The 18,056-nt window shown below is 76.6% G+C and carries 16 protein-coding genes; 2 read left to right on the top strand and 14 right to left on the bottom strand.

What is annotated here, in order from left to right; translation table 11 throughout:
• Positions 1 to 10: 10 nt before the first annotated feature.
• Positions 11 to 871: an LLM class flavin-dependent oxidoreductase gene (locus OYE22_RS05825; RefSeq protein WP_277319409.1), complete on the bottom strand. Its 861-nt coding sequence runs from the start codon at positions 869 to 871 to the stop codon at positions 11 to 13.
• Between the two features lie 598 nt (positions 872 to 1,469).
• Between OYE22_RS05825 and OYE22_RS05820 the strand changes: the two genes are divergently transcribed.
• Entirely contained in the window at positions 1,470 to 1,847 is a 378-nt protein-coding gene (locus OYE22_RS05820) for a hypothetical protein (protein WP_277319408.1), read from the top strand.
• A 209-nt stretch (positions 1,848 to 2,056) separates the two neighbouring features.
• Here OYE22_RS05820 and OYE22_RS05815 read toward each other — a convergent pair whose 3' ends face one another.
• From OYE22_RS05815 to OYE22_RS05755, 13 genes are all read right to left on the bottom strand, one after another.
• On the bottom strand, positions 2,057 to 2,935 hold the full coding sequence (locus OYE22_RS05815; RefSeq protein ID WP_277319407.1) for a hypothetical protein: 879 nt from the start codon (positions 2,933 to 2,935) through the stop codon (positions 2,057 to 2,059).
• A gap of 185 nt (positions 2,936 to 3,120) precedes the next feature.
• A complete protein-coding gene (locus OYE22_RS05810; protein ID WP_277319406.1) occupies positions 3,121 to 3,990 on the bottom strand; it encodes a glycosyltransferase in 870 nt (289 codons plus the stop codon).
• Positions 3,987 to 5,003, bottom strand: coding sequence for a glycosyltransferase family 9 protein (locus OYE22_RS05805; protein WP_277324001.1), 1,017 nt, complete (start codon positions 5,001 to 5,003; stop codon positions 3,987 to 3,989). The genes OYE22_RS05810 and OYE22_RS05805 overlap by 4 nt, the downstream gene beginning before the upstream one ends.
• A 104-nt stretch (positions 5,004 to 5,107) precedes the next feature.
• Complete coding sequence (locus tag OYE22_RS05800; protein WP_277319405.1) at positions 5,108 to 6,514, bottom strand: PfkB family carbohydrate kinase; 1,407 nt, start codon at positions 6,512 to 6,514, stop codon at positions 5,108 to 5,110.
• A gap of 33 nt (positions 6,515 to 6,547) precedes the next feature.
• Positions 6,548 to 7,201, bottom strand: a complete 654-nt coding sequence (locus OYE22_RS05795) for an SIS domain-containing protein (RefSeq protein ID WP_277319404.1) — start codon at positions 7,199 to 7,201, stop codon at positions 6,548 to 6,550.
• 98 nt (positions 7,202 to 7,299) lie between these two features.
• Entirely contained in the window at positions 7,300 to 8,538 is a 1,239-nt protein-coding gene (locus OYE22_RS05790; RefSeq protein WP_277319403.1) for a glycosyltransferase, read from the bottom strand.
• The gene (locus tag OYE22_RS05785) at positions 8,535 to 9,503 is read right to left on the bottom strand and encodes a glycosyltransferase (protein WP_277319402.1); all 969 of its coding nucleotides are present in this window, start codon (positions 9,501 to 9,503) and stop codon (positions 8,535 to 8,537) included. The genes OYE22_RS05790 and OYE22_RS05785 overlap by 4 nt, the downstream gene beginning before the upstream one ends.
• Positions 9,500 to 10,564 (bottom strand): glycosyltransferase family 9 protein, encoded by a 1,065-nt coding sequence (locus OYE22_RS05780; RefSeq protein WP_277319401.1) that lies wholly within the window; start codon positions 10,562 to 10,564, stop codon positions 9,500 to 9,502. Before OYE22_RS05780 ends, OYE22_RS05785 begins: the two co-directional genes overlap by 4 nt.
• Positions 10,561 to 11,139: an HAD-IIIA family hydrolase gene (locus OYE22_RS05775; RefSeq protein WP_277324000.1), complete on the bottom strand. Its 579-nt coding sequence runs from the start codon at positions 11,137 to 11,139 to the stop codon at positions 10,561 to 10,563. The genes OYE22_RS05780 and OYE22_RS05775 overlap by 4 nt, the downstream gene beginning before the upstream one ends.
• A gap of 99 nt (positions 11,140 to 11,238) precedes the next feature.
• Complete coding sequence (locus OYE22_RS05770) at positions 11,239 to 12,294, bottom strand: glycosyltransferase (RefSeq protein ID WP_277319400.1); 1,056 nt, start codon at positions 12,292 to 12,294, stop codon at positions 11,239 to 11,241.
• Entirely contained in the window at positions 12,291 to 14,108 is a 1,818-nt protein-coding gene (locus OYE22_RS05765) for a carbamoyltransferase C-terminal domain-containing protein (RefSeq protein ID WP_277319399.1), read from the bottom strand. The genes OYE22_RS05770 and OYE22_RS05765 overlap by 4 nt, the downstream gene beginning before the upstream one ends.
• Positions 14,109 to 14,192: 84 nt before the next feature.
• Complete coding sequence (locus tag OYE22_RS05760; protein ID WP_277319398.1) at positions 14,193 to 15,155, bottom strand: NAD-dependent epimerase/dehydratase family protein; 963 nt, start codon at positions 15,153 to 15,155, stop codon at positions 14,193 to 14,195.
• A 249-nt stretch (positions 15,156 to 15,404) separates the two neighbouring features.
• Positions 15,405 to 16,010: an NAD(P)H-dependent oxidoreductase gene (locus OYE22_RS05755; RefSeq protein WP_277319397.1), complete on the bottom strand. Its 606-nt coding sequence runs from the start codon at positions 16,008 to 16,010 to the stop codon at positions 15,405 to 15,407.
• A 731-nt stretch (positions 16,011 to 16,741) separates the two neighbouring features.
• On the opposite strand from OYE22_RS05755, the gene OYE22_RS05750 reads away from it, so the two are divergent.
• Positions 16,742 to 18,019 carry an MFS transporter gene (locus OYE22_RS05750; RefSeq protein ID WP_277323999.1) on the top strand — a complete coding sequence of 426 codons (1,278 nt, stop codon included), beginning with the start codon at positions 16,742 to 16,744 and terminating at the stop codon, positions 18,017 to 18,019.
• Positions 18,020 to 18,056: the final 37 nt, after the last annotated feature.

The following is an 18,056-nucleotide window of genomic DNA, read 5'->3' as shown; positions in this document are numbered from 1 at the left end:
CCGGCGACGGCTACAGCCGGGGCGGGCCCTGCTCGACGCGGCGCATGATCGGCGCCAGCTTGTCCACCTCGTCGTCGATCAGGTGCCGCTCGTCCCACCAGGTGGCCCCCGCGTCCCGCAGCGGCCCGAGCAGGTCGCGGGCGCGCGCCGGATCGGCCGGGCTGACACCGCCCACGACGAACTCGAAGGGCTCGCCCCGCCGCTCGCCCCGCTGGGCGTTCACGTACTCCACCAGCTCGCGGTACTCGGCGGCGGCCGGAGCCTGCCCGTGGTCGGCCGAGGTGAACAGCGGCACGGCCCCGTCCCAGCGGGCGGCCCGGCGCATCGGCGCGCGGCGCGGCCAGAAGCCGGCGACCCAGACCGGCACCCGGGGCCGCTGCACCGGGGTGGGCAACAGGGCCACCTCGCGGGCGGTGAAGTGCCGGCCCTGGTGGGTCACCTCCTCGCCCGACCAGAAGCGGGTCACCAGGTCGAGCCCCTCGTCAAGGCGTTCCGCCAGCACCCGGGGGTCGGTGGACTCGCCGAAGCTGCCGTACTCGTCCTCGATCGGCCCGCCCAGCCCCACCCCCAGGACCACCCGGCCACCGCTGAGCCGGTCCAACGTGGCCACCTGCCGGGCCAGTTGCTGCGGTCGGCGCCGGGCGACCGGGGTGACCATGGTGCCGAGCCTGATCCGCGAGGTGGCCAGCGCGGCGGCGGTCAGCAGCATCCAGGGGTCAGCGAAGGAACGACGGTGGTACTTCTCGTGCACCACGTGGTCCCAGACGAACAGTCCGTCCCAGCCGGCCTCCTCCGCCGCCGCCGCGACCCGGGCCACCGTACGGACGTCAGCGAAGTCTCCGAAGTTCGGGATGTTGAGAGAGAAGCGCATTCGAGCATGCTGCTTCATCGGATGGGGCGAGACAAGGATGCCGCCGCCACGGTTTTCGTGATGAAGGCCGCGAAGTCCTCCCGCTCGTCCGGTCCCGCCTTTCCCAGGGAAATCCGCCGCCCCAACCATTCGAGGGAGGCGCGGGCCGTCGCCCGGGGCGGCGGGCGTCAAGGTCGGCCTGTTAGTAACACGACGGCGCTTTCAGGACGGCCGCGCTCGGAATGGTGGCGCATGCGGGTACGAGGGGCGACCCCGTGTTCGACGGAATGCCCGGGGCGGGCGGGGAGGCTCGACGCCACCCCGGACACGCGCGGCAGAGCCCTCGTCAGAAGGGCTCCGACCAGGGGTGACTGACCCTTTGCCGGCCCAGCCGTGAGGTCGCCCGTATCGCACGGGGGATCGACTGATGCCACGGCGCGGAAGTACAGCAAGGCGCCTTTTGTTCAGCAATGATGGCCCGCTCGGAGAACAATCGGCGTGGAGCGCAATGCCCGCGCGTGCGTGATAACTGGGACGCGAGGAAAGGGGAAATGTGAATTCCCGCATGGCGCGGAATCCCCTTTCGGGAGCCTGCCGTTGCCTCGCTACATTCATCAACATGAACGCGAAAACGAATATCCTGAGCGTCGGTGCGGCGGTAGTCGCCCTCTTCGGCGCCACTCTGGCCACGGCTCCCGATGCCTCGGCGCGGAGCATGCGCGGATGCGACTTCCCGCGCGTCTGCTTCTACAAGACCCAGGCGGACTTCGACGCCAATCGTCCGACGGCCGCTTACAAGGACGTCACCAGCGGATTCCAGAAGCTGGGCTCCCAAGCCCGCGGTTCCGTCAAAGCCGTCAACAGCCGCAATGACGACGGCGCGATCGTCAAGTTCGCGAACAAGCCTGGCACGGTGTGCGTCCAGCCCAGCTCGTGGTGGCATTTCGGCTCGGACGTGGTGACCCACATCCGCATCGTCGACAGCCCCAACTGTTAGGGCGCGGTCTACGGAGCGAGCGGGGCCGGCGTGGCATCCCGGCCCCGTTCGCGCGGTCTCTCCGACCGCGCCCCGCCCGTCGGTCCGCGCTCGCCGTCGGAGCGGCCTCAGTCCCGGGTGACGGACCAGACGCGCGCGCCTTCGGGCGCGTCGCGTACGGCCGAGGGCACACCCGAAGGTGCCCGCCCCCGGCGCACGGCGCGCCCGGCTCACGCGTAGTCGTACGTCATGCCGATGCCCAGGGTGCTCCGCGCCGGGAGGAGGCCGGTGCCGACGAGGGTGAGGACCGGTGGCGTGAGCAGGTCGGCCAGGCGGGTCAGCTCGTCGGGGGCGAGCGCGTCCCAGGGGGCGGCGGCGAGTTGGTCGGTGAGCTTCTCGACCGAGGTGCGGACCCGCAGCCCCTCCTCGGTGGCCCGGCCGTCGGTGTGCACCAGCCCGCGATCGGCCAGTCGCGCGCGGGCGGCGTCCCAGTCCGCGTCGGACCACTGCCGGCTGCGGAACAGTTCCGGCGGCGCGGCGCCGACCGCCGCGTGCGAGACTAGGGCCTCGACGGGCCCGAGGTGGTGGGCCTGGAGGGCGGCGACGTGGCCGTCGCCGCGGTGCTCGCGTAGGAGCGTGGCCGCGTGCCAGAGCACCTCGTGCGACTCATCGGGCCAGGGCAGCGCGGCGTTGGCGGCGGCCATGGGCCGTCCCGCGACGCCCGCCGCCTCGGCGGCGCGCCGGGCCAACTCGGCGGCCTCGCGCAGCTCCGGCGAGCCGACGTGGTCGCCCAGCAGCTTCCGCAGCGCGCGGTCCACCGCGACGCCGCGCGCCGCGAGCACCCGCTCGGGCGCGGCGACCCGCCAGGCCGGGGCGGCGTGACGCTCCACCATGTCCGGGCTGAGGCTGTAGAAGAGGGAGGTCACCAGCGCCGGTCCGACCGGGCCGAGGGGTGCCGCGCGGTAGGCGAAGTAGCTGGGCCAGCGCTCGTCGGTGGCGTACCCGAGCGCGGCGGCCTCCTCGAACGCCTCCGGCGCGTAGTACAGCGTGGCGTGTACGGGCTCCAGCAACTGCCACATCCGGCGAACGGCGTCGAGGCGGTGCGTCATGGCGCGGCCCTTCCTGTCACGGTTACTCACGGCAAATCTTGCCATTGACTAGATTGCGTCACCGTGGGGATCTAGTCAATGGCAAGATGCGGGTGCGGGTGCACGGTCTGGTCCCAGGTGAGGATGACGACGCGCCGTCGGGCGATCCGCAGCAGTTCCCCGCTGCCGCCCGGCCCGCCACCGGCTCAGGCCGCCGACTCCACGAGCCGCACCCGGCGCTCGACCCGGGGCGGCAGCCGGCGGCGGTGGGCGAGGGCCGCGGGGAGCCGCCGCGCGGTGCCCCGCAGCGCCGCCCTGGCCTCGGGGTCCCGCAGGCTGTCCGCGAGCAGCCGGGCCGTCTGGCCGACGGCGTGGCGCAGCGGGCGCCGCATCCACGCCGTGAGCACGACGTTGCGGCGCACCCGGGCCTCGCGCCCGGGCCGGGGGCCGGTGTCCGGGTGGTGTCTGGCGACGACGCCGGGGCAGTGCGCGAGGCCCCACCCGTGCGCGTCGAGGTCGAGCGCGAGCAGCGCCTCCTCGGCGCCGAAGTGCAGCACCGGGTGGAAGCCGCCCACGTCGAGGAAGGCGCTGCGGCGCACCACGGCCGCGCAGGCCAGGAAGCCCAGCACGGCGGGGCCCGGCAGGTCCGCGTCCCGGCCGAGCGGCGAGGTGGACAGCGCGTCGTTGATCGGATCGGGCAGGCCGTCCGCGCCCACCCGCGTACTGGCGGCGATCAGGGCCAGTCGCGGGTGCGCGTCCAGCAGGTCGGCCGCCCGGTCCAGCGCGCCGGGCTCCCACCACGAGTCGTCGTCGCTGAACGCCACGTACGGGGTGTTCAGCACGGCCGCGCCGTGCGTGCGCCCCACGGCGCCGAGGTTGCGGCCCGGGCTCACCAGGCGCACCCGCGGGAAGCGCCGGCGCACGGCCTCGGCGGTGCCGTCGGTCGACCCGTTGTCCACCACGACCACCGGTGGGCGCTCGGGCAGCCGCGTCAACCGGTGCAGCGTGTCGAGGACGCGCTCGCGGCGGTCGCGGGTGATGACCACGACGCCGACGCGGGGCGGGCGCGCGCTCATGAGACCGCCGGCTCCGCGACCAGCGGGCCGCGCGCCCCGGTGTCGAGGAGCGCGCGCACCGCGCCCAGCACCTCGTCCGGGGTGATGCGCAGCAGCCGCTCGTCCGGCCGCTCGCCGTGCGCGTCGCCGGGCCGGTGCGGATCGGCCGCCGCGCCCTCCGGTCCGCCGTCGGGCGAGGGATGCCACAGGACGCGGTGCCGGGGACTGTGGGGCGGCCCCCACAGGCCGGGCGACACGGGCCCGAACAGAACGACGGACGGGGTGCCGAGGGCGGTGGCCAGGTGGGCCAGGCCCGTGTCGCCGACGACGACCGCCCGGGCGCCGGCCACCAGGGCCGCGAGCCGGTCGAAGGGCACGTCGGCGGCGCCGCCGAACACCGCGTGGGGCGGCAGCCCGGCGCGCTCGGCGACCTCGGCGGCCAGCGGGCCCTCCCTGACCCCGGCGGTGATCACCAGGCGGTGCCCCCGCGCGCGCAGCGCGGCGGCGACCGCCGCGAACCGCTCCGGCGGCCAGCGTCTGGCCCCGGCGTCCGCGCCGGGGTGCAGCACGACGGCGCCGGCGGCCGGGGACGGGCAGGCCGGGGCGGGCAGCCGCAGATCCGCCGGGTCGGCCGGCAATCCGTACCAGCTCAGCAGCCGGCACCAGCGCTCCCGCTCGTGCTCGTCCGCGCGCCACACCGGCCCCGGCAGGTGCGGGGTGCCCGGGTGCGCGTACGCCCACAGTCGGCCCGGGCGCAGCCGGTCGAGCAGCAGGTGGCTGGGTGGGCCGTTGCCGTGCAGGTCGATCGCGACCTCGGGGGGCGGTCCGCTCCAGTCGAGGCGGCGGGGCACGGCCCGGCCGGGCGCGGTGGTGGGCAACAACTGGTCGACGACGCCGGTGGCGCGGGCGGCGTCGGCCAGCCGGGCGGGCGCGGCGAGCACGATCCGCCGGCCCGGCAGGCCCCGGCGCACCGCCCGCAGCGCGGGCAGCGCGGTCAACAGGTCGCCAAGGCCCAGGGCGCGCAGCACCAACACGCGGCCGGCGCCGGCATCGGGGCCGGCCGTGGCGCGCCCGGCGGCGTCCGGTTCGGGCCCCGCGACGGGGCGGCCGGCCGTGGCACCGGTGCGCGGCGGCCCGGTCACCGGCGCGGCTCCCCGGCGGCGGCGCGGGCCGCCGAGCGGGCCGCGCGGTCGGCGAGCGAGGTGGTGGAGCGGCCGTCGAGGTAGGGCAGGACCAGCGCCTGGCCACCCCATTCGCGCAGGGCGGCGGCCTCCGGCAGGGCGTCGACGGAGTAGTCGCCGCCCTTGACCCACAGGTCGGGCCGCAGCTCGCGCAGCAGCGGCTCGGGGGTGGTCTCGCCGAACACAGCGACCGCGTCCACGCTGCCGAGCCCGGACAGCACCCGCACCCGGTCGGCGACGGGGGTCAGCGGGCGCCCCGGGCCCTTGAGGCGGGCGATGGACTCGTCGGAGTTGACGCACACGATCAGGCAGTCCCCTATCCGGCGCGCGCTCTCCAACAGCCCCACGTGCCCGGCGTGCAGCAGGTCGAAGCAGCCGCCGGTGGCCACCACCGTCCCGCCGGCCGCGCGCACCGACGCGGCCAACTCGAAGGCGTCCACGGAGCGTCGGTCGTCGGTACGGGGCGTCGGCGAGGCCGCCCACAGGTCGCCAGCGCCCGCGCCGCCCGCCGCGACGAAGGCCGCCGCCTCGGCGACCCCGCGCTGCACGGCCTCCTCCGGGAGCGCGCCGTCGGCCAGCGCGCCGGCGGTGGTCGCGGCGAAGCAGTCGCCGGCGCCGCACGGGTCGCCCTGGGCGCGGTAGGGCGCGGGCACCAGCATCGGTCGGTCGCTGCTCGCCTCCACCAGCAGCGCCCCGCGCTCGCCCAGCGTGACGGCCACGGCCGCCGCCTGCCAGTGGTGGGCCAGCCAGGCGCCCCGCGCGGCGTCGGCGCGGAGCGAGGCGTCGTCGCGCGGACACAGCGCGCGGGCCTCCGCCGCGTTGGGCGTGGCCAGCCGCGCCCCCGGCACGGGGGTGCCACCGCGGGGGTGCGGGTCCCACAGCAGCGGTGCCCGCGCGGCGGCCCGCGCCAGTTCGGCCCGTACGGCGTCCGCGGTGCCCCGCCCGTAGTCGGCGACCAGCAGCGGCTGACCGCTGGCCAGCGCCGAGCGCACCGCGTCGCCCGGCTCGCCGCAGCGGCCTCCGCCCCGGTCCACGCGCACCAGCGGCCGGCCGGCCGCCCGCACCCGCGTCTTGACGGGCAGGCTGCCGTGGAGCGGGAGTTCGACCAGGCGCACCCGGCCGGCCAGGGCCTCGCGTACCGCCTGGCTCGCCGGGTCCTGGCCGAGCGCGGTGACCAGGGTGACCTCCCGGCCGTCGCGGGCGGCCAGCGCGGCGGCCAGACCGGCGCCGCCGGGTCGGCTTCGGTCCTCGGTGACGTCCACCACCGGGGCCGGGGCGTCCGGGGCCAGGCGGTGGGCGTCGCCGTCGATGTCCTGGTCGAGCAGGGCGTCACCGACGACGACGAGCGGGGCTCGGGTGCTCACGGGAACCTCCTTCGCGGTCACAGCGGTTCGCGGTCACAACGGGCGCTCCCGGCGGGCCCCGGCCGCCTCCAGGGCGGAGCCCGCCGCGCCGGGCGCGCGGTGCCGGGCGCGGGCGGCGTCGAAGCTCTCGCACAGCAGGTGCACGGCCACCAGGTGGGCCTCCTGGACGGTGGCCGTGCTCTCCGCCTGGACGGCCACCACCTCGTGCGCGGCGCGGGCCAGCGGGTTGGGCGCGGGCCCGGTCAGCGCCCACACCCGCAGCCCGGCGGCCCGGCCTGTCTCGGCGGCGGTCAACAGGTTCTGGCTGCGCCCCGACGTGGACAGCAGCAGCAACACGTCGCCGGGCCGGCCGTGCGCGGCCACCTGGCGGGCGAAGACCTGGTCGAAGCCGTAGTCGTTGCCGATGGCGGTCACGCTGGAGGTGTCGGCGTGCAGGGCGATGGCCGAGTAGGCGGGGCGCTCCTGCCGGTAGCGGCCCACCAGTTCGGCGGTCAGGTGCTGGGCCTGGGCGGCGCTGCCGCCGTTGCCGGCCGCCAGCAGCCGCCCGCCGACCGGCAGCAGCGCGGCGAGTTGGCCGCCCCAGTCGGCGACGTCGCGCAGGCCGCGGCGGCGGAAGCGGAGCAGCGCCTCCTGGAGGGACTGGCAGTGGGCGTGCGCGCTCTCGTGAACGTCGCTGACATCGCTCATGGTGGGATCGGGCGAGCGCGCGCGATGCGCGCGGCGGGCCCGCGCCTCCCTTCGCTCTCGGTCTCGTTCGGGCGCCGGACACGCGTTCCGGCGGGTGGTCAGGCGACCTTGGGCACGGCCGGGCGGCGGGCCAGGGTCTCCCGGTAGACGGCCTCGGTGGCCGCGGCGACCTGGCCCCAGCCGTACCGGGTCAGCACGCGCCGCCGCCCGGCCGCCCCGCAGGCGGCCCGCAGGGACGGGTTGTCCAGCAACTCGGCGACGGCCCGCCCCAGGGCGGCCGGGTCGCCCGGCGGTACCAGGCGGCCGGTGCTCGGGTCGGTCACGGTGTCCAGTTGCCCGCCGACGGCGCTGGCGACCACCGGCGTGCCGCACCCCATCGCCTCCAGCGGCACGATGCCGAACGGCTCGTACGAGGCCGGGCACAGCACCACGTCGGCCGCCCGCAGCAGCGCCGGTACCTCCGCGCGCGGCAGGCCCCCGACGAAGCGCACCCGGTCGGCGACGCCGGCCGCGCGGGCCAGCGCCCGCAGCCGGCGCACCTCGGGCTCCTGGTCCACCCGTTCGGGCGGCGGCCCGCCGGCGATGACCAACTCGGCGTCGGGCAGGTGCGCCAGGGCCGCGATGGAGACGGCGGCGCCCTTGCGCGGCACCAGGCGGCCGATCTGGACCAGCAGGTGCCGGTGGCCGCCGCGACCCGCGACCGGGCCCCACGGGGTGAAGCGGTCCGGGTCGACGCCGCAGGGCACCACCGTCACCCGGTGCGCGGGCACGCCCATCGCCACCAGTTCGGCGACCTCGTCCCGACAGGTGGCGATGACCCGGTCGCAGCCCTCGCCCAGCTCCGTCTCGCAAGCCACGCGCTCGGCCGGGCTGGTGTCGCTCTCGCGCTGGTGGCGGCGCTTGACGGTGCCCAGCGCGTGGTACGTGTGCGCCAGCGGCAGGTCCAGCTCGCGGCAGGCGGCCAGGGCGGCGAGGCCCGACATCCAGAAGTGGGAGTGCGCCACGTCCGGCGGCTGCCGCTGCCAGTCGCGGGCCAGGAAGTGGCCGAACTCGTCCATGTACGGCAGGAGTTCGTCCTTCGGGAGTTGCCGGTCCGGCCCGGCCGGCACGTGCCGCACCTCCACGCCGGGCCGCAGGAGCACACGGCTGGGCAGGTCGGCCGCGTCCTTGCGGGTGTAGACGGTCACCCGGTGGCCCCGGTGGGCGAGCGCCCCGGCCAACTGGGCGACGTGCACGTTCTGGCCGCCCGCGTCCACGCCGCCCAGCACCGCGAGCGGGCTCGCGTGCTCGGAGACGAGTGCGATGGACAGTCCACGGGCCTGCTCGACGGCGTTCATCGGGCCACCACCTCCGCTGTCAGTTGCTCCCAGTCGTAGAGGAAGCGCTTGAGTCCGTACCGGGCGAGCGCCGCCTGTCGGGCGCGCGCGCCGTCCTCGGCCGCGGCGGCCGGGTCGGCGAGGTAGCCGCGGGCCGCCTCGGCCAGTTCCTCGGGCCGGGTGGACAGCGTCCCGGCGCCCGGCGGCACCGCCAGCACCGCCTCGGTGGTGGCCAGCGCCACCACCGGCATGCCCAGGTGCATGGCCTCCAGCAGGGACAGGCCGAGCGAGGTCCAGCGCACCGGGTGCAGGTACAGGCGGCAGGCGGCCATCGCGTCGTGCAGCGCCTCCTGCGGGAGGTCGGCCGCGCGGCAGCGGTCGGCCGGCAGCCCGAGGTGGTCGGCGAGACCCTCGGTGCCCATTCCGAACACGCTCAGCGGCGCGGCCCGGGACAGGGCGGGGAGCAGGTCGGTGCCGGTGGTGCGACCGCGTCGGACGGGCTCGTTGACGACGACGGCGGCCCGTTCGAGGTGGCCGCTGTAGCGGTGCCCGGGGTCGACGATGCCGTGCTCGATGACGGTGGTCGGCGTCGCCCCGCTGTCCCAGAACAGCCGGTTGAAGTGGGTGACGTGCACCAGCGTCAGGTCGTCGCGGTCGGCGTACGGGTGCCGGGTGTCCGGCACGCTGCCGTGCGGCGCGTTGTGCTCCAGGTAGACGGCCGGGATGTCGCGGCCGGGCCGGCGCCCGCCGAGCCACCGCTCGACCAGCGCCTCCTCGTGCGGGCGCTGGAGGACCACCAGGTCGACGGGGTCGTCCCGCAGTTGCGCCGGGGTGCGCTCGCGCACCGACTCCGGCCAGCGGAAGGTGCGCGCCCGCCCCAGCCCGTCGGGCCCGCGGTCCTCGGTCACGGGGACCAGGTACGTGTGCGGGCCCTGCACGAAGGCGGTGGTCCACGAGCCGTGCACGTGCCACAGCAGGATGTTCATACGGTCGCCCCTCGGTCGGGTTCGGTGGCGAGTTGGCCCCCCGGCGGCCCGCCGCCGACCAGCGCGTCGACGGCGGAGACCACGGCGGCGTCGGTCACCCCGTTCAGACACGGGTGGCCGGGCACCGGGCACCGGCGCGCCCGGGTGTCGGCGCACGGCGCGTCCTGCTGCCCCAGCAGCACGTGCGGCACCCCGTACGGCCGCCACAGCCGGGCCGGCACCACCGGCGCGAACAGGCAGGCGACGGGCGTGCCGACGGCGGCGGCCAGGTGCGCGGGCCCGGTGTTGCCGACGACGGCGGCCCGCGCCCCGGCCAGCACGCCGGCCAGTTGGCGCAGGTCCGTCGCCCCGCCGAGGTCCAGCGCGTGGTCCCCGGCGACCCGGGCGGTCAGCGCCCGCTCGCCGGGGCCGCCGGTGACCACCAGGCGGTGCCCGGCGGCGGCCAGCGCGGCGGCGACCCGGGCCGCCCGCTCGGGGGAGAGCGCGCGGGCGGGCACGGCGGCGCCGGGGTGGAAGACGACGTAGGGCTCGGTGCCGGTCAGCGCCGCCGCCGGTGGCGGCGTCAGCACGCGCAGCCGGCCGTCGTCGCCGGGGGGCAGCGCGAACCCCGCCGCCCGGGCGAGGTCGAGCCCGGCCTCGGCCTCGTGCTGGTGCGGCGCCCGCTGGTGGCGCAGGTCGAGCAGCGAGCCGGGGTAGTCCACGCTGTCCGCCGCGATCCAGCCCACCCCGGCCAGCTTGAGCAACAGCGCGGCCGGCAGCGGGCTCTGGTGGAACGAGACGAGGACCAGCGCCCGGTCGAAGCGGCCGGCCGCCACCGCGTCCACCAGCGCGGCGGTCCGCCGTGGGGAGACAGGCGCGGGATCGAGGCCCACCCACGGCGCCTCGTGCACCAGCACCTCGTCCACGCCGGGAAGCAGGCGCGCGGCCCGCTCGCCGAGCGGACCGCACAGCAGCGCGGTGTACGAGGAGCCGGCCGCGGCGGCCCGCACGGCGGGGCCGGCCAACAGCACGTCGCCGGCGCTGTCCAGGCGGACGACCAAGGTGCGGGGCAGGTCGCTCATGCGGCGCCTCCCGCCGGTCGCGCCGGGGCGGTCACCAGCCGCACGGCCGCCAGCAGGTCGCTCGCCCGCTCGTCGGCCGCCGCCGTCTCGGCGGGCAGGGTGACCGGGGTGGGCACGAGCACGCCGCGCGCGCCGGCGGCGCGGGCCGCCGCCACGTCGGCCCCGATGTCGCCGATGACCGCGCAGCGGGCGGGGTCGGCGCCCAGCCGCTCGCAGGCGGCGAACACCAGGCCGGGGGCGGGCTTGCGACAGCCGCAGCCGTCGTCGGGCCCGTGCGGGCACACCGCCCACACGTCGAACGGGCCGAGCAACTGCTCCACCCGCCGGTGCACGGCGCTCACCCGCTCGCGCGTCAGCAGCCCCCGGGCCAGCCCCGACTGGTTGCTGACCACCCCCACCGGGATGCCCAGCGCGCGCACGGCCTCCAGCGCCGCCCCGGCCGTCGGCACCGGGCGCACCCGCCGCGGGTCGCCGTTGTACGGCACGTCGACGACCAGCGTCCCGTCCCGGTCGAAGAGCACCGCCTGCGGCAGCCCGGTGTCGTCCGCGTCGCGCGGCACGTGGGTGGGCGGCACGCCGGCGCGCGGGGTGATCCACGGCCCGTCGGGAGCGCCTTCGGGCACGGGCCAGGGGGGAGGCGGCGCGTGCGGGTTACTGGTGTGGATGCCCATCGGCTACACCCGCTCGGCGCGCGGCCGGACCGGCTGGCGCGCGGCGGTGGGCGGGCGTCCGGGCGGCAGCGGGCGCGCCGCGCGGTGGCGCACGAGGCCGCGCAGCCAGTGGTAGCTGGCCAGCGGCGGGATCAGCGGGCTGGTCAGCGCCATCGTGGCGACCTCGGCCCCGGTGCGCGGCCCGGGCGCGATACGGGCCCAGGCGAACTCGGTGGTGCCAAGGCCCCACAGCGCGGCCCAGCCGGCGGCGGCCCGGCGGCGGCCGGCCAGCGCGCAGGCCACCGAGGCCAGCGCGGCGCCGGTCACCGCCAGGTGCGCGGGGCGCCTGCCGCGCGGCGCGTCGGCCCGCCGCCACCAGGAGCGGCCGTGCAGCCGGGTCATCAGCACGTCGTCGGCGTTGCCGGCCTGCGCGCGCAGCGACACCAGACGGTCGGCGGGCCGCACCGGATGGGTGGTCGTGCGACGGCCGCTCGCGATCTCCCAGCCGGCCGAAACCATCCGTAGCGCCAGGTCGGCGTCCTCGCGAAAGGCACGCCGGAACCGCTCGTCGAAGCCGTCCACCGCCCGCAGCGCGGCGGTGCGGCAGGCCATGTCGGCGGTGATCCAACGCGCCGTGGCCAGGCCGGCGGTGCCGCGCTCCCAGTCCGTCGGCCGGCGGTCGGCGGGCAGTGGCACGGCGATCCGGGCGGTGACGGCGGCCGTGCCGGGCGTCGCGGCGGCCAGGTCGGCGGCGAGCGCGGTGGCCCAACCGGGGGAGGGGATGACGTCGTCGTCGAGGAAGACCACCCACGGCTCGCGGGCGGCACGCCAGCCGATGTTGCGCGCCGCGGCGGGCCCGCCCGCGCAGCCGAACGCGATCTCGACCCGGTCGCGCAGCACGTCGGGCACCGCCACCGGCAGCGCCGTACACAGCTCCGGCGGCCGGTCGTCGACCAGCACGATCCGGCTCGGCCCGGGTTCGCCCGCGTCGGCCAGCGCCCGCAGGCAGGCCGTCAGGCTGGGCCGGCCCAGCGTCGGGATGACGACCGCGTACGGCGGCGTCGCGTCGGCGCCGCTCATCGGCTGCCTCCCTGGTGGTCGGGGGTGGGATAGCGGGCGGGCCCGTGGGCGGCCCAGTCGGGTGGCGCGGCGTCGTCGGCCAGCGCCGCGGCGTCGTCGGCGCCGGCGGTCGGCTCGTAGGAGCCCTGGCGGTACGAGCTCTGCCCGGCCGAGGCCGCCGCCTCGTCGCGCCGCGCCGCGAAGAAGTCCCCGCGGCGCACCACGAACGGCCCGATGGCCAGCAGGTCGACGGGCGCGGAGCCGAAGCACTCCAGCGCGTCGCGCGGGTCGTCGACCATGGGCCGGCCGGCCGTGTTGAGGCTGGTGTTGACGACCACGGGCAGTCCCGTGCGCCGCTCGAAGGCGGCCAGCATCCGGGCCACCAGCGGTTCGGTGGTCGCGTCGACGGTCTGGATGCGGGCGGTACCGTCCACGTGCACCACGGCCGGAATCCGCTCGCGCCACTCCGGCGCCACGTCGTGCACGAAGAGCATGTACGGGCTGGGCAACGGCCCGTCGAAGAGGTCGGGCGCCCGCTCGGCGAGCACCATCGGCGCCACCGGCCTGAACTGCTCGCGCCCCTTCACGTCGTTGAGCCGCTCCAGGTTCCCGGCGTGCCCCGGGTGGGCCAGCAGCGAGCGGTGCCCGAGCGCCCGCGGGCCGTACTCGGAACGCCCCTGGAACCAGGCCACGACGGCGTTGTCGGCCAACGCCTCGGCCACCGTTTCCGCGACGTCGTCGGGGCGCTCGTAGGGCACGGCCGCCGTCTTGAGCCGGGCCTCCAGTTCGGCGTCCGACCAGCCTCGGCCGAGCGCCGCGCCGGGCATCGGGTCCGGGGCGGAACCCCGTTCGGCGCTGAGCAGCAGCGCGCCGCCCAGCGCGGTGCCCGCGTCGCCGGCGGCCGGCTGTACCCACACCGCGTCGAACGGGCCCTCGCGGGCGATCCGGGAGTTGGCGACGCAGTTCAGGGCCACGCCACCGGCCAGCGTCAACACCTCGTCGTGGGTGTGCCCGTGCAGCCAGCGCGCGAGGTCGAGCAGCGTCTCCTCCAGGCACGCCTGGGCGCTGGCGGCCACGTCGGCATGGTCCTGGGTCCACGCCTCGTCCGGCCGGCGCGGCGGACACAGCTCGTGCCAGGGCACGCCCGCCGCGCGGAACCCGCCGTCCCCGGTGGCGTGCACGTACCGGCGCAGCTCACCGAGCACGCGCGGGCGGCCATGTGAGGCGAGCGCCATCACCTTGAACTCGTCCGACGAGCGCAGGAACCCCAGGTGTTCGGTCAGCTCCTCGTAGACCAGGCCCAGCGAGTGCGGCAACTCCTGCCCGTACAGCGGCTCCAGGTGCGCGCCGACGCGGCGGGCCGCCAGGTGCGAGGTGCGCTCGCCACGGCCGTCGAGCACGAGCACGGAGGAGGAGTCGGCGCCCGGGGCGCCGAAGGCGCTGGAGGCGGCGTGCGCCATGTGGTGCGGGACGAAGCGCACGATGTCCGGGTCGAGTCCGGGCAGCGCGGAGTTCAGGAAGCCCGGCGCCTCCCGCGCGTAGGCGAGCCGCAGGTGGTCCCACGGGTCGTCGAGGCCCATGGTGTCGGCGGGGCGGGCCAGGGTGGGATCGAAGGAGTACGCGACCGCGTCCAGGTCCTGGGGCCGCAGCCCGGCCTGGGCCAGGCACCACCGCGCGGCGTGCTCGGGCATCTCCCAGGCCGCGAACGGCACCGGGCGCTTGCCGTGCTTGCGGCGCGAGAAGCGTTCCTCCTCGGCGGCGGCGACGGTGTGACCGTCGATCACGAGGGCTGCTGCGGGGTCGTGGAAGAGGGCGTTGATTCCCAGAACGCGCATAGGACCGGGGGCCTTTCGGCGAAGGCGACGGTGTCGCCGGGTCGGCGGGGGGGGCAACGGCCGGGGCGGTGGCCGGCAGGCCGGTCAGGCGGCGAGCCGCTGGCGGAACCAGCCGATGGTGCGGCGCAGGCCCTCGTGCGCGGTGACGCGCGGCTCCCACTGGAGCTTGCCGCGGGCCAACGTGATGTCGGGGCAGCGCACGGCCGGGTCGTCGGTGGGCCGTTCGATGAACCGGACGGTGGACCGGGACTCGGCCAACTCAACGACCAGGTGCGCGAGTTCGAGCATCGTGATCTCGACCGGGTTGCCGAGGTTGACCGGGCCGCGCAGGTCGGACGCGGCGGCGGCGAGGATGCCGCGCACGGTGTCGTCCACGTAGCACAGCGAACGCGTCTGCCGGCCGTCCCCGGTGACCGTGAGCGGCTCGCCGGCCAGCGCCTGCCGGATGAAGGTGGGCACGGCCCGGCCGTCGTACCCGCGCATGCGCGGGCCGTAGGTGTTGAACAGCCGCACGATGCCGGTGTCGACGCCGTTCACCCCCGCCTCGGCGGTGGTCAGCGCCTCACCGAAGCGCTTGGCCTCGTCGTAGACGCTGCGTGGGCCCACCGGGTTGACGTTGCCCCAGTAGTCCTCGCTCTGCGGGTGGCGCTGCGGGTCCCCGTAGACCTCCGAGGTGGAGGCCAGCACGAAGCGCGCCTGGTGGTCGCGGGCCAGGGCGAGCGCGTTGCGCGTGCCCAGGCTGCCGGTCTCCAGCGTGTGGACGGGCAGCCGCAGGTAGTCCGCGGGGGAGGCGGGGGAGGCGAAGTGCAGGACGAGGTCCACCGGCCGGTCGACCTCCAATGGCCGGCAGGCGTTGGCGCGTTGGAAGGTGAACCGCTGGCTGCCGAGGAAGGGCGCTATGTTCTGCCGCGCCCCGGTGCTGAGGTCGTCGATGCAGGTGACCTCCGTGCCCTGGTCAAGGAGCGCGGCGCACAGGTGAGAGCCGACGAAGCCGGCGCCTCCGGTGACGACGGCGTGGCGCCAGCGGGGTGCGACAGAGGTGTTCATGTGCCCTCCTTCGGTGCCGGGCGGATTGGCCGGTCGCGGGGGTGACGGCCGGCCCGGGCATGGTGCTCGTGCATGCTGAGGGTGTCGTCGCGCGAGGCGAAAAACCCCAACAAACGGGCCTAAACAGCTTTCAGACTGACATGAGTGGATGTGTCGCGCGACACTGCCGGATCGCCCCACCCCGGTCCGAGCGGCACGCGGCGGGCCGCGCCGGCGGCGCGCGGAGCCGGGACGGCGGCCGGCCGGCGCTCAGGAAGGCGGCGGGCCGAGCGGCCGGACGCTGAGCGCCTCCGCTACTCCGATCAGGTTCGCGGCCATGGCCTTGCCGGTCGACCGCGCCCAGTCGTGCCCACGCTCGTCGTCCAGGAAGTCGGGCCCGGGCCCGGGCCCGAGGTGCCAGTACGTCCACGACTGGCCGGGCACCGTGAACCCGATGTCCACCAGCGCCCCGCTGATCTCGCTGATCACGTGGTGCGCGCCGTCCTCGTTGCCCGTCACCACGACGCCCGCGACCCGGTTGAACGCCACCGGCCTGCCGGCGTCGTCGGTCTCGCTGAGCATCGAGTCCATCCGCTCCAGGACCCGCTGCGCCACCGACGAGGGCCGCCCGAGCCAGGTGGGCGACGCGATGATGAGGATCTCCGAGGCGAGGATGTGCTCGTGCACGGTCGGCCACTGGTCGTCGCCGCCCATGTCCCGCTCGACGCCGGGGGTGAGCTGGAGGTCGACCGCCCGTACGACCTCGGACGGCACCCCTCGGCGAGCGCACTCCGCCACCACCACGGCGGCCAGCGCCTCGGTGTTGGAGGGGGCGGGGGTCGGTTTGAGGGTGCAGTTGATCACGAGTGCCTTCATGCCTGCCGGAGTACCCGCCCCACACGGTTCACGCGGGCCAAGCGGGTGAGTCGCGATGCGTCTCACGGGGATAACGGTGCGTAGGCGGGTCGTACGCCACCCCGTACCGCCGTGCGTACGCCCGTACGCCCGGACGCACGCGGCGCCGCGTCAGGTGCCGCGTGCCGTGGGTCGCGGGGCTGGTCGGCGGGGCCTCGTGCGGGCGGTCGCAACCACCCCGACGGGCCTTGTGACCAAGGGCACGCACCCGTTCAGTCCCCGGAAACGCGGGGGTACCGGCCCCTGCGCCGGCGAGAGGGAGGTCCGGGTCACAGCGGCGGGCCGCCGTCGTCTGTGACAGTGGGGCCCTCGCTGAGCGCGGTGGACCGATCGATTCCGTCCCACGCACAGCAGCAGCCCGGCCGCCGCGGCCACGACCGCACGGCGGGCCCCGTCACCCGAGTCCGTTCTCCGAGCCTGCTGGGCTCTTCACGAAACGTGCCGACGTGTCCCTCTCTGTCTCCGCTCTCGCCCGCGTGCCCGCGCCCGCCCCGGCGCCCGACGCGAGCCTTGACGACCCCCGCGGCACGGCCCGCGCCGTCGCCGACCCCGACGCCACGCCCGCCCCCGCGCACGCCCCCTCCCGTACGGAGCGCGCCCGCGCCCGCCTCGGGCGCCGGGGCGCGCTGGGCCGTGGCGACCGGGGCGCGGCGCCCGAGCGCTCGCCCTGGCGCTGCCTGCGCTACCCGAGCATGCGCTGGTGGTCGCTGGCCAACCTGGTGTCCAACGCGGGCACCTGGATGCAGCTCACCGTGCAGAACCTGCTCGTGCTCCAGGTCACCGGCTCCGCCGCGGCGACCGGCCTCTCGCTCTCCGCGCAGGCCGGGCCCGGGCTGCTGCTCGGCGTGTTCGGCGGCGCGGCGGTCGACCGCTGGCCCCGGAGGATGACCGCCGCCGTCAGCCAGGCCGTGCTTGGCGCCGTGGCCTTCACCACCGCCGTACTGGTCGCCTGCGACCAGCTCAACGTGGGGCTGCTGATGGCCCTCGCGGTCGTCACCGGTCTGGTCGCCACGATCGACGGCCCGGCGACCGCCCTGCTCGGCAACGACCTGGTGGCCAGGAAGGACGTGCCGTCCGCCATCGCCCTCGGCTCGGTCGTGCACAGCGTCGGCCGCCTCGTCGGCACGGCGGCGGCCGGCGTGGCCATCGGGGTGTTCGGCACCGCCGCGGCCTACGTCACCAACGGGCTGTCGTTCCTCTTCGTCGCCGCCGTCATCCCCTTCCTGCGCTTCGCGCCGCCCGAGCCGGCGGAGCCGGACACCGCCTCCGACCGGACGGCGTCCGTGGACCAGGCGGCCAAGGAGAGCGCCGCGGCGCGGATGACCGCCCGCGAGGGGCTGTCCTTCTTCCTGCGCAGGCCGCGCCTGGTGGCGCTGGCCGTCATCACGGGCCTGGGCGCCATCTTCGGCCGCAACTACGGGCTGACGCTCGCGGTGCTGGTCACCGGCGCGCTGCACGGCAGCGCCGCCGACTTCGGCACGGTCTCCACGGTGCTGGCCGTGGGCGGCATCGCCGGCGCCGTGCTCGCCGGCCGCATGCAGAACCCCTCCGTACGACTGGTCGGCACGCTGACCGCCGCCGGCGCGGTGCTCCAGATCGCCGCCGGGTTCTCCCCCTCACTGTTCCTGCTGCTCCTGCTGGTGCTGCCGATGGCCATGGTGGAATCCGTCTCCGACACGGCCGGGACCACCGTCCTGCAGACCGACCCGCCGCCGTACATGCGGGGCCGGGTACTCGGCGTGTGGCGCAGCGCCAGCACCGGCTGGGGCCTGGTCGGCCCGCCGCTGCTCGGCCTGCTGATGGAGTTCGCCGGGGCCCGGGGCGCCCTGGTCGTCGGCGGACTGCTCGTCGCCGGCGCGGTGGGCGCGGGCACCCTGCTCCGCTCCCGCCTGCTCACGACCTGGGAGGCCGGCCGGCTCGCACCGCGCCCGTCCGTCGGCTCCCAGGCCGCCTTGGGCCAGGCCGCCTGAGCGCGGACCGCGCGGGTCCCGGGCCCGCGCAGCGGCG

Origin of the sequence: Streptomyces sp. 71268, from assembly GCF_029392895.1 — a bacterium.
Taxonomy (GTDB): Bacteria; Actinomycetota; Actinomycetes; order Streptomycetales; family Streptomycetaceae; genus Streptomyces.
This window is presented reverse-complemented; position numbering and strand designations above follow the sequence as displayed.

Coding starts and splice junctions, on each gene's coding strand:
- OYE22_RS05825 (WP_277319409.1), bottom strand. CDS start 871: ATGCGCTTCTCTCTCAACATCCCGAACTTCGGAGACTTCGCTGACGTC.
- OYE22_RS05820 (WP_277319408.1), top strand. CDS start 1,470: ATGAACGCGAAAACGAATATCCTGAGCGTCGGTGCGGCGGTAGTCGCC.
- OYE22_RS05815 (WP_277319407.1), bottom strand. CDS start 2,935: ATGACGCACCGCCTCGACGCCGTTCGCCGGATGTGGCAGTTGCTGGAG.
- OYE22_RS05810 (WP_277319406.1), bottom strand. CDS start 3,990: ATGAGCGCGCGCCCGCCCCGCGTCGGCGTCGTGGTCATCACCCGCGAC.
- OYE22_RS05795 (WP_277319404.1), bottom strand. CDS start 7,201: ATGAGCGATGTCAGCGACGTTCACGAGAGCGCGCACGCCCACTGCCAG.
- OYE22_RS05790 (WP_277319403.1), bottom strand. CDS start 8,538: ATGAACGCCGTCGAGCAGGCCCGTGGACTGTCCATCGCACTCGTCTCC.
- OYE22_RS05785 (WP_277319402.1), bottom strand. CDS start 9,503: ATGAACATCCTGCTGTGGCACGTGCACGGCTCGTGGACCACCGCCTTC.
- OYE22_RS05780 (WP_277319401.1), bottom strand. CDS start 10,564: ATGAGCGACCTGCCCCGCACCTTGGTCGTCCGCCTGGACAGCGCCGGC.
- OYE22_RS05770 (WP_277319400.1), bottom strand. CDS start 12,294: ATGAGCGGCGCCGACGCGACGCCGCCGTACGCGGTCGTCATCCCGACG.
- OYE22_RS05765 (WP_277319399.1), bottom strand. CDS start 14,108: ATGCGCGTTCTGGGAATCAACGCCCTCTTCCACGACCCCGCAGCAGCC.
- OYE22_RS05760 (WP_277319398.1), bottom strand. CDS start 15,155: ATGAACACCTCTGTCGCACCCCGCTGGCGCCACGCCGTCGTCACCGGA.
- OYE22_RS05755 (WP_277319397.1), bottom strand. CDS start 16,010: ATGAAGGCACTCGTGATCAACTGCACCCTCAAACCGACCCCCGCCCCC.
- OYE22_RS05750 (WP_277323999.1), top strand. CDS start 16,742: ATGCGCTGGTGGTCGCTGGCCAACCTGGTGTCCAACGCGGGCACCTGG.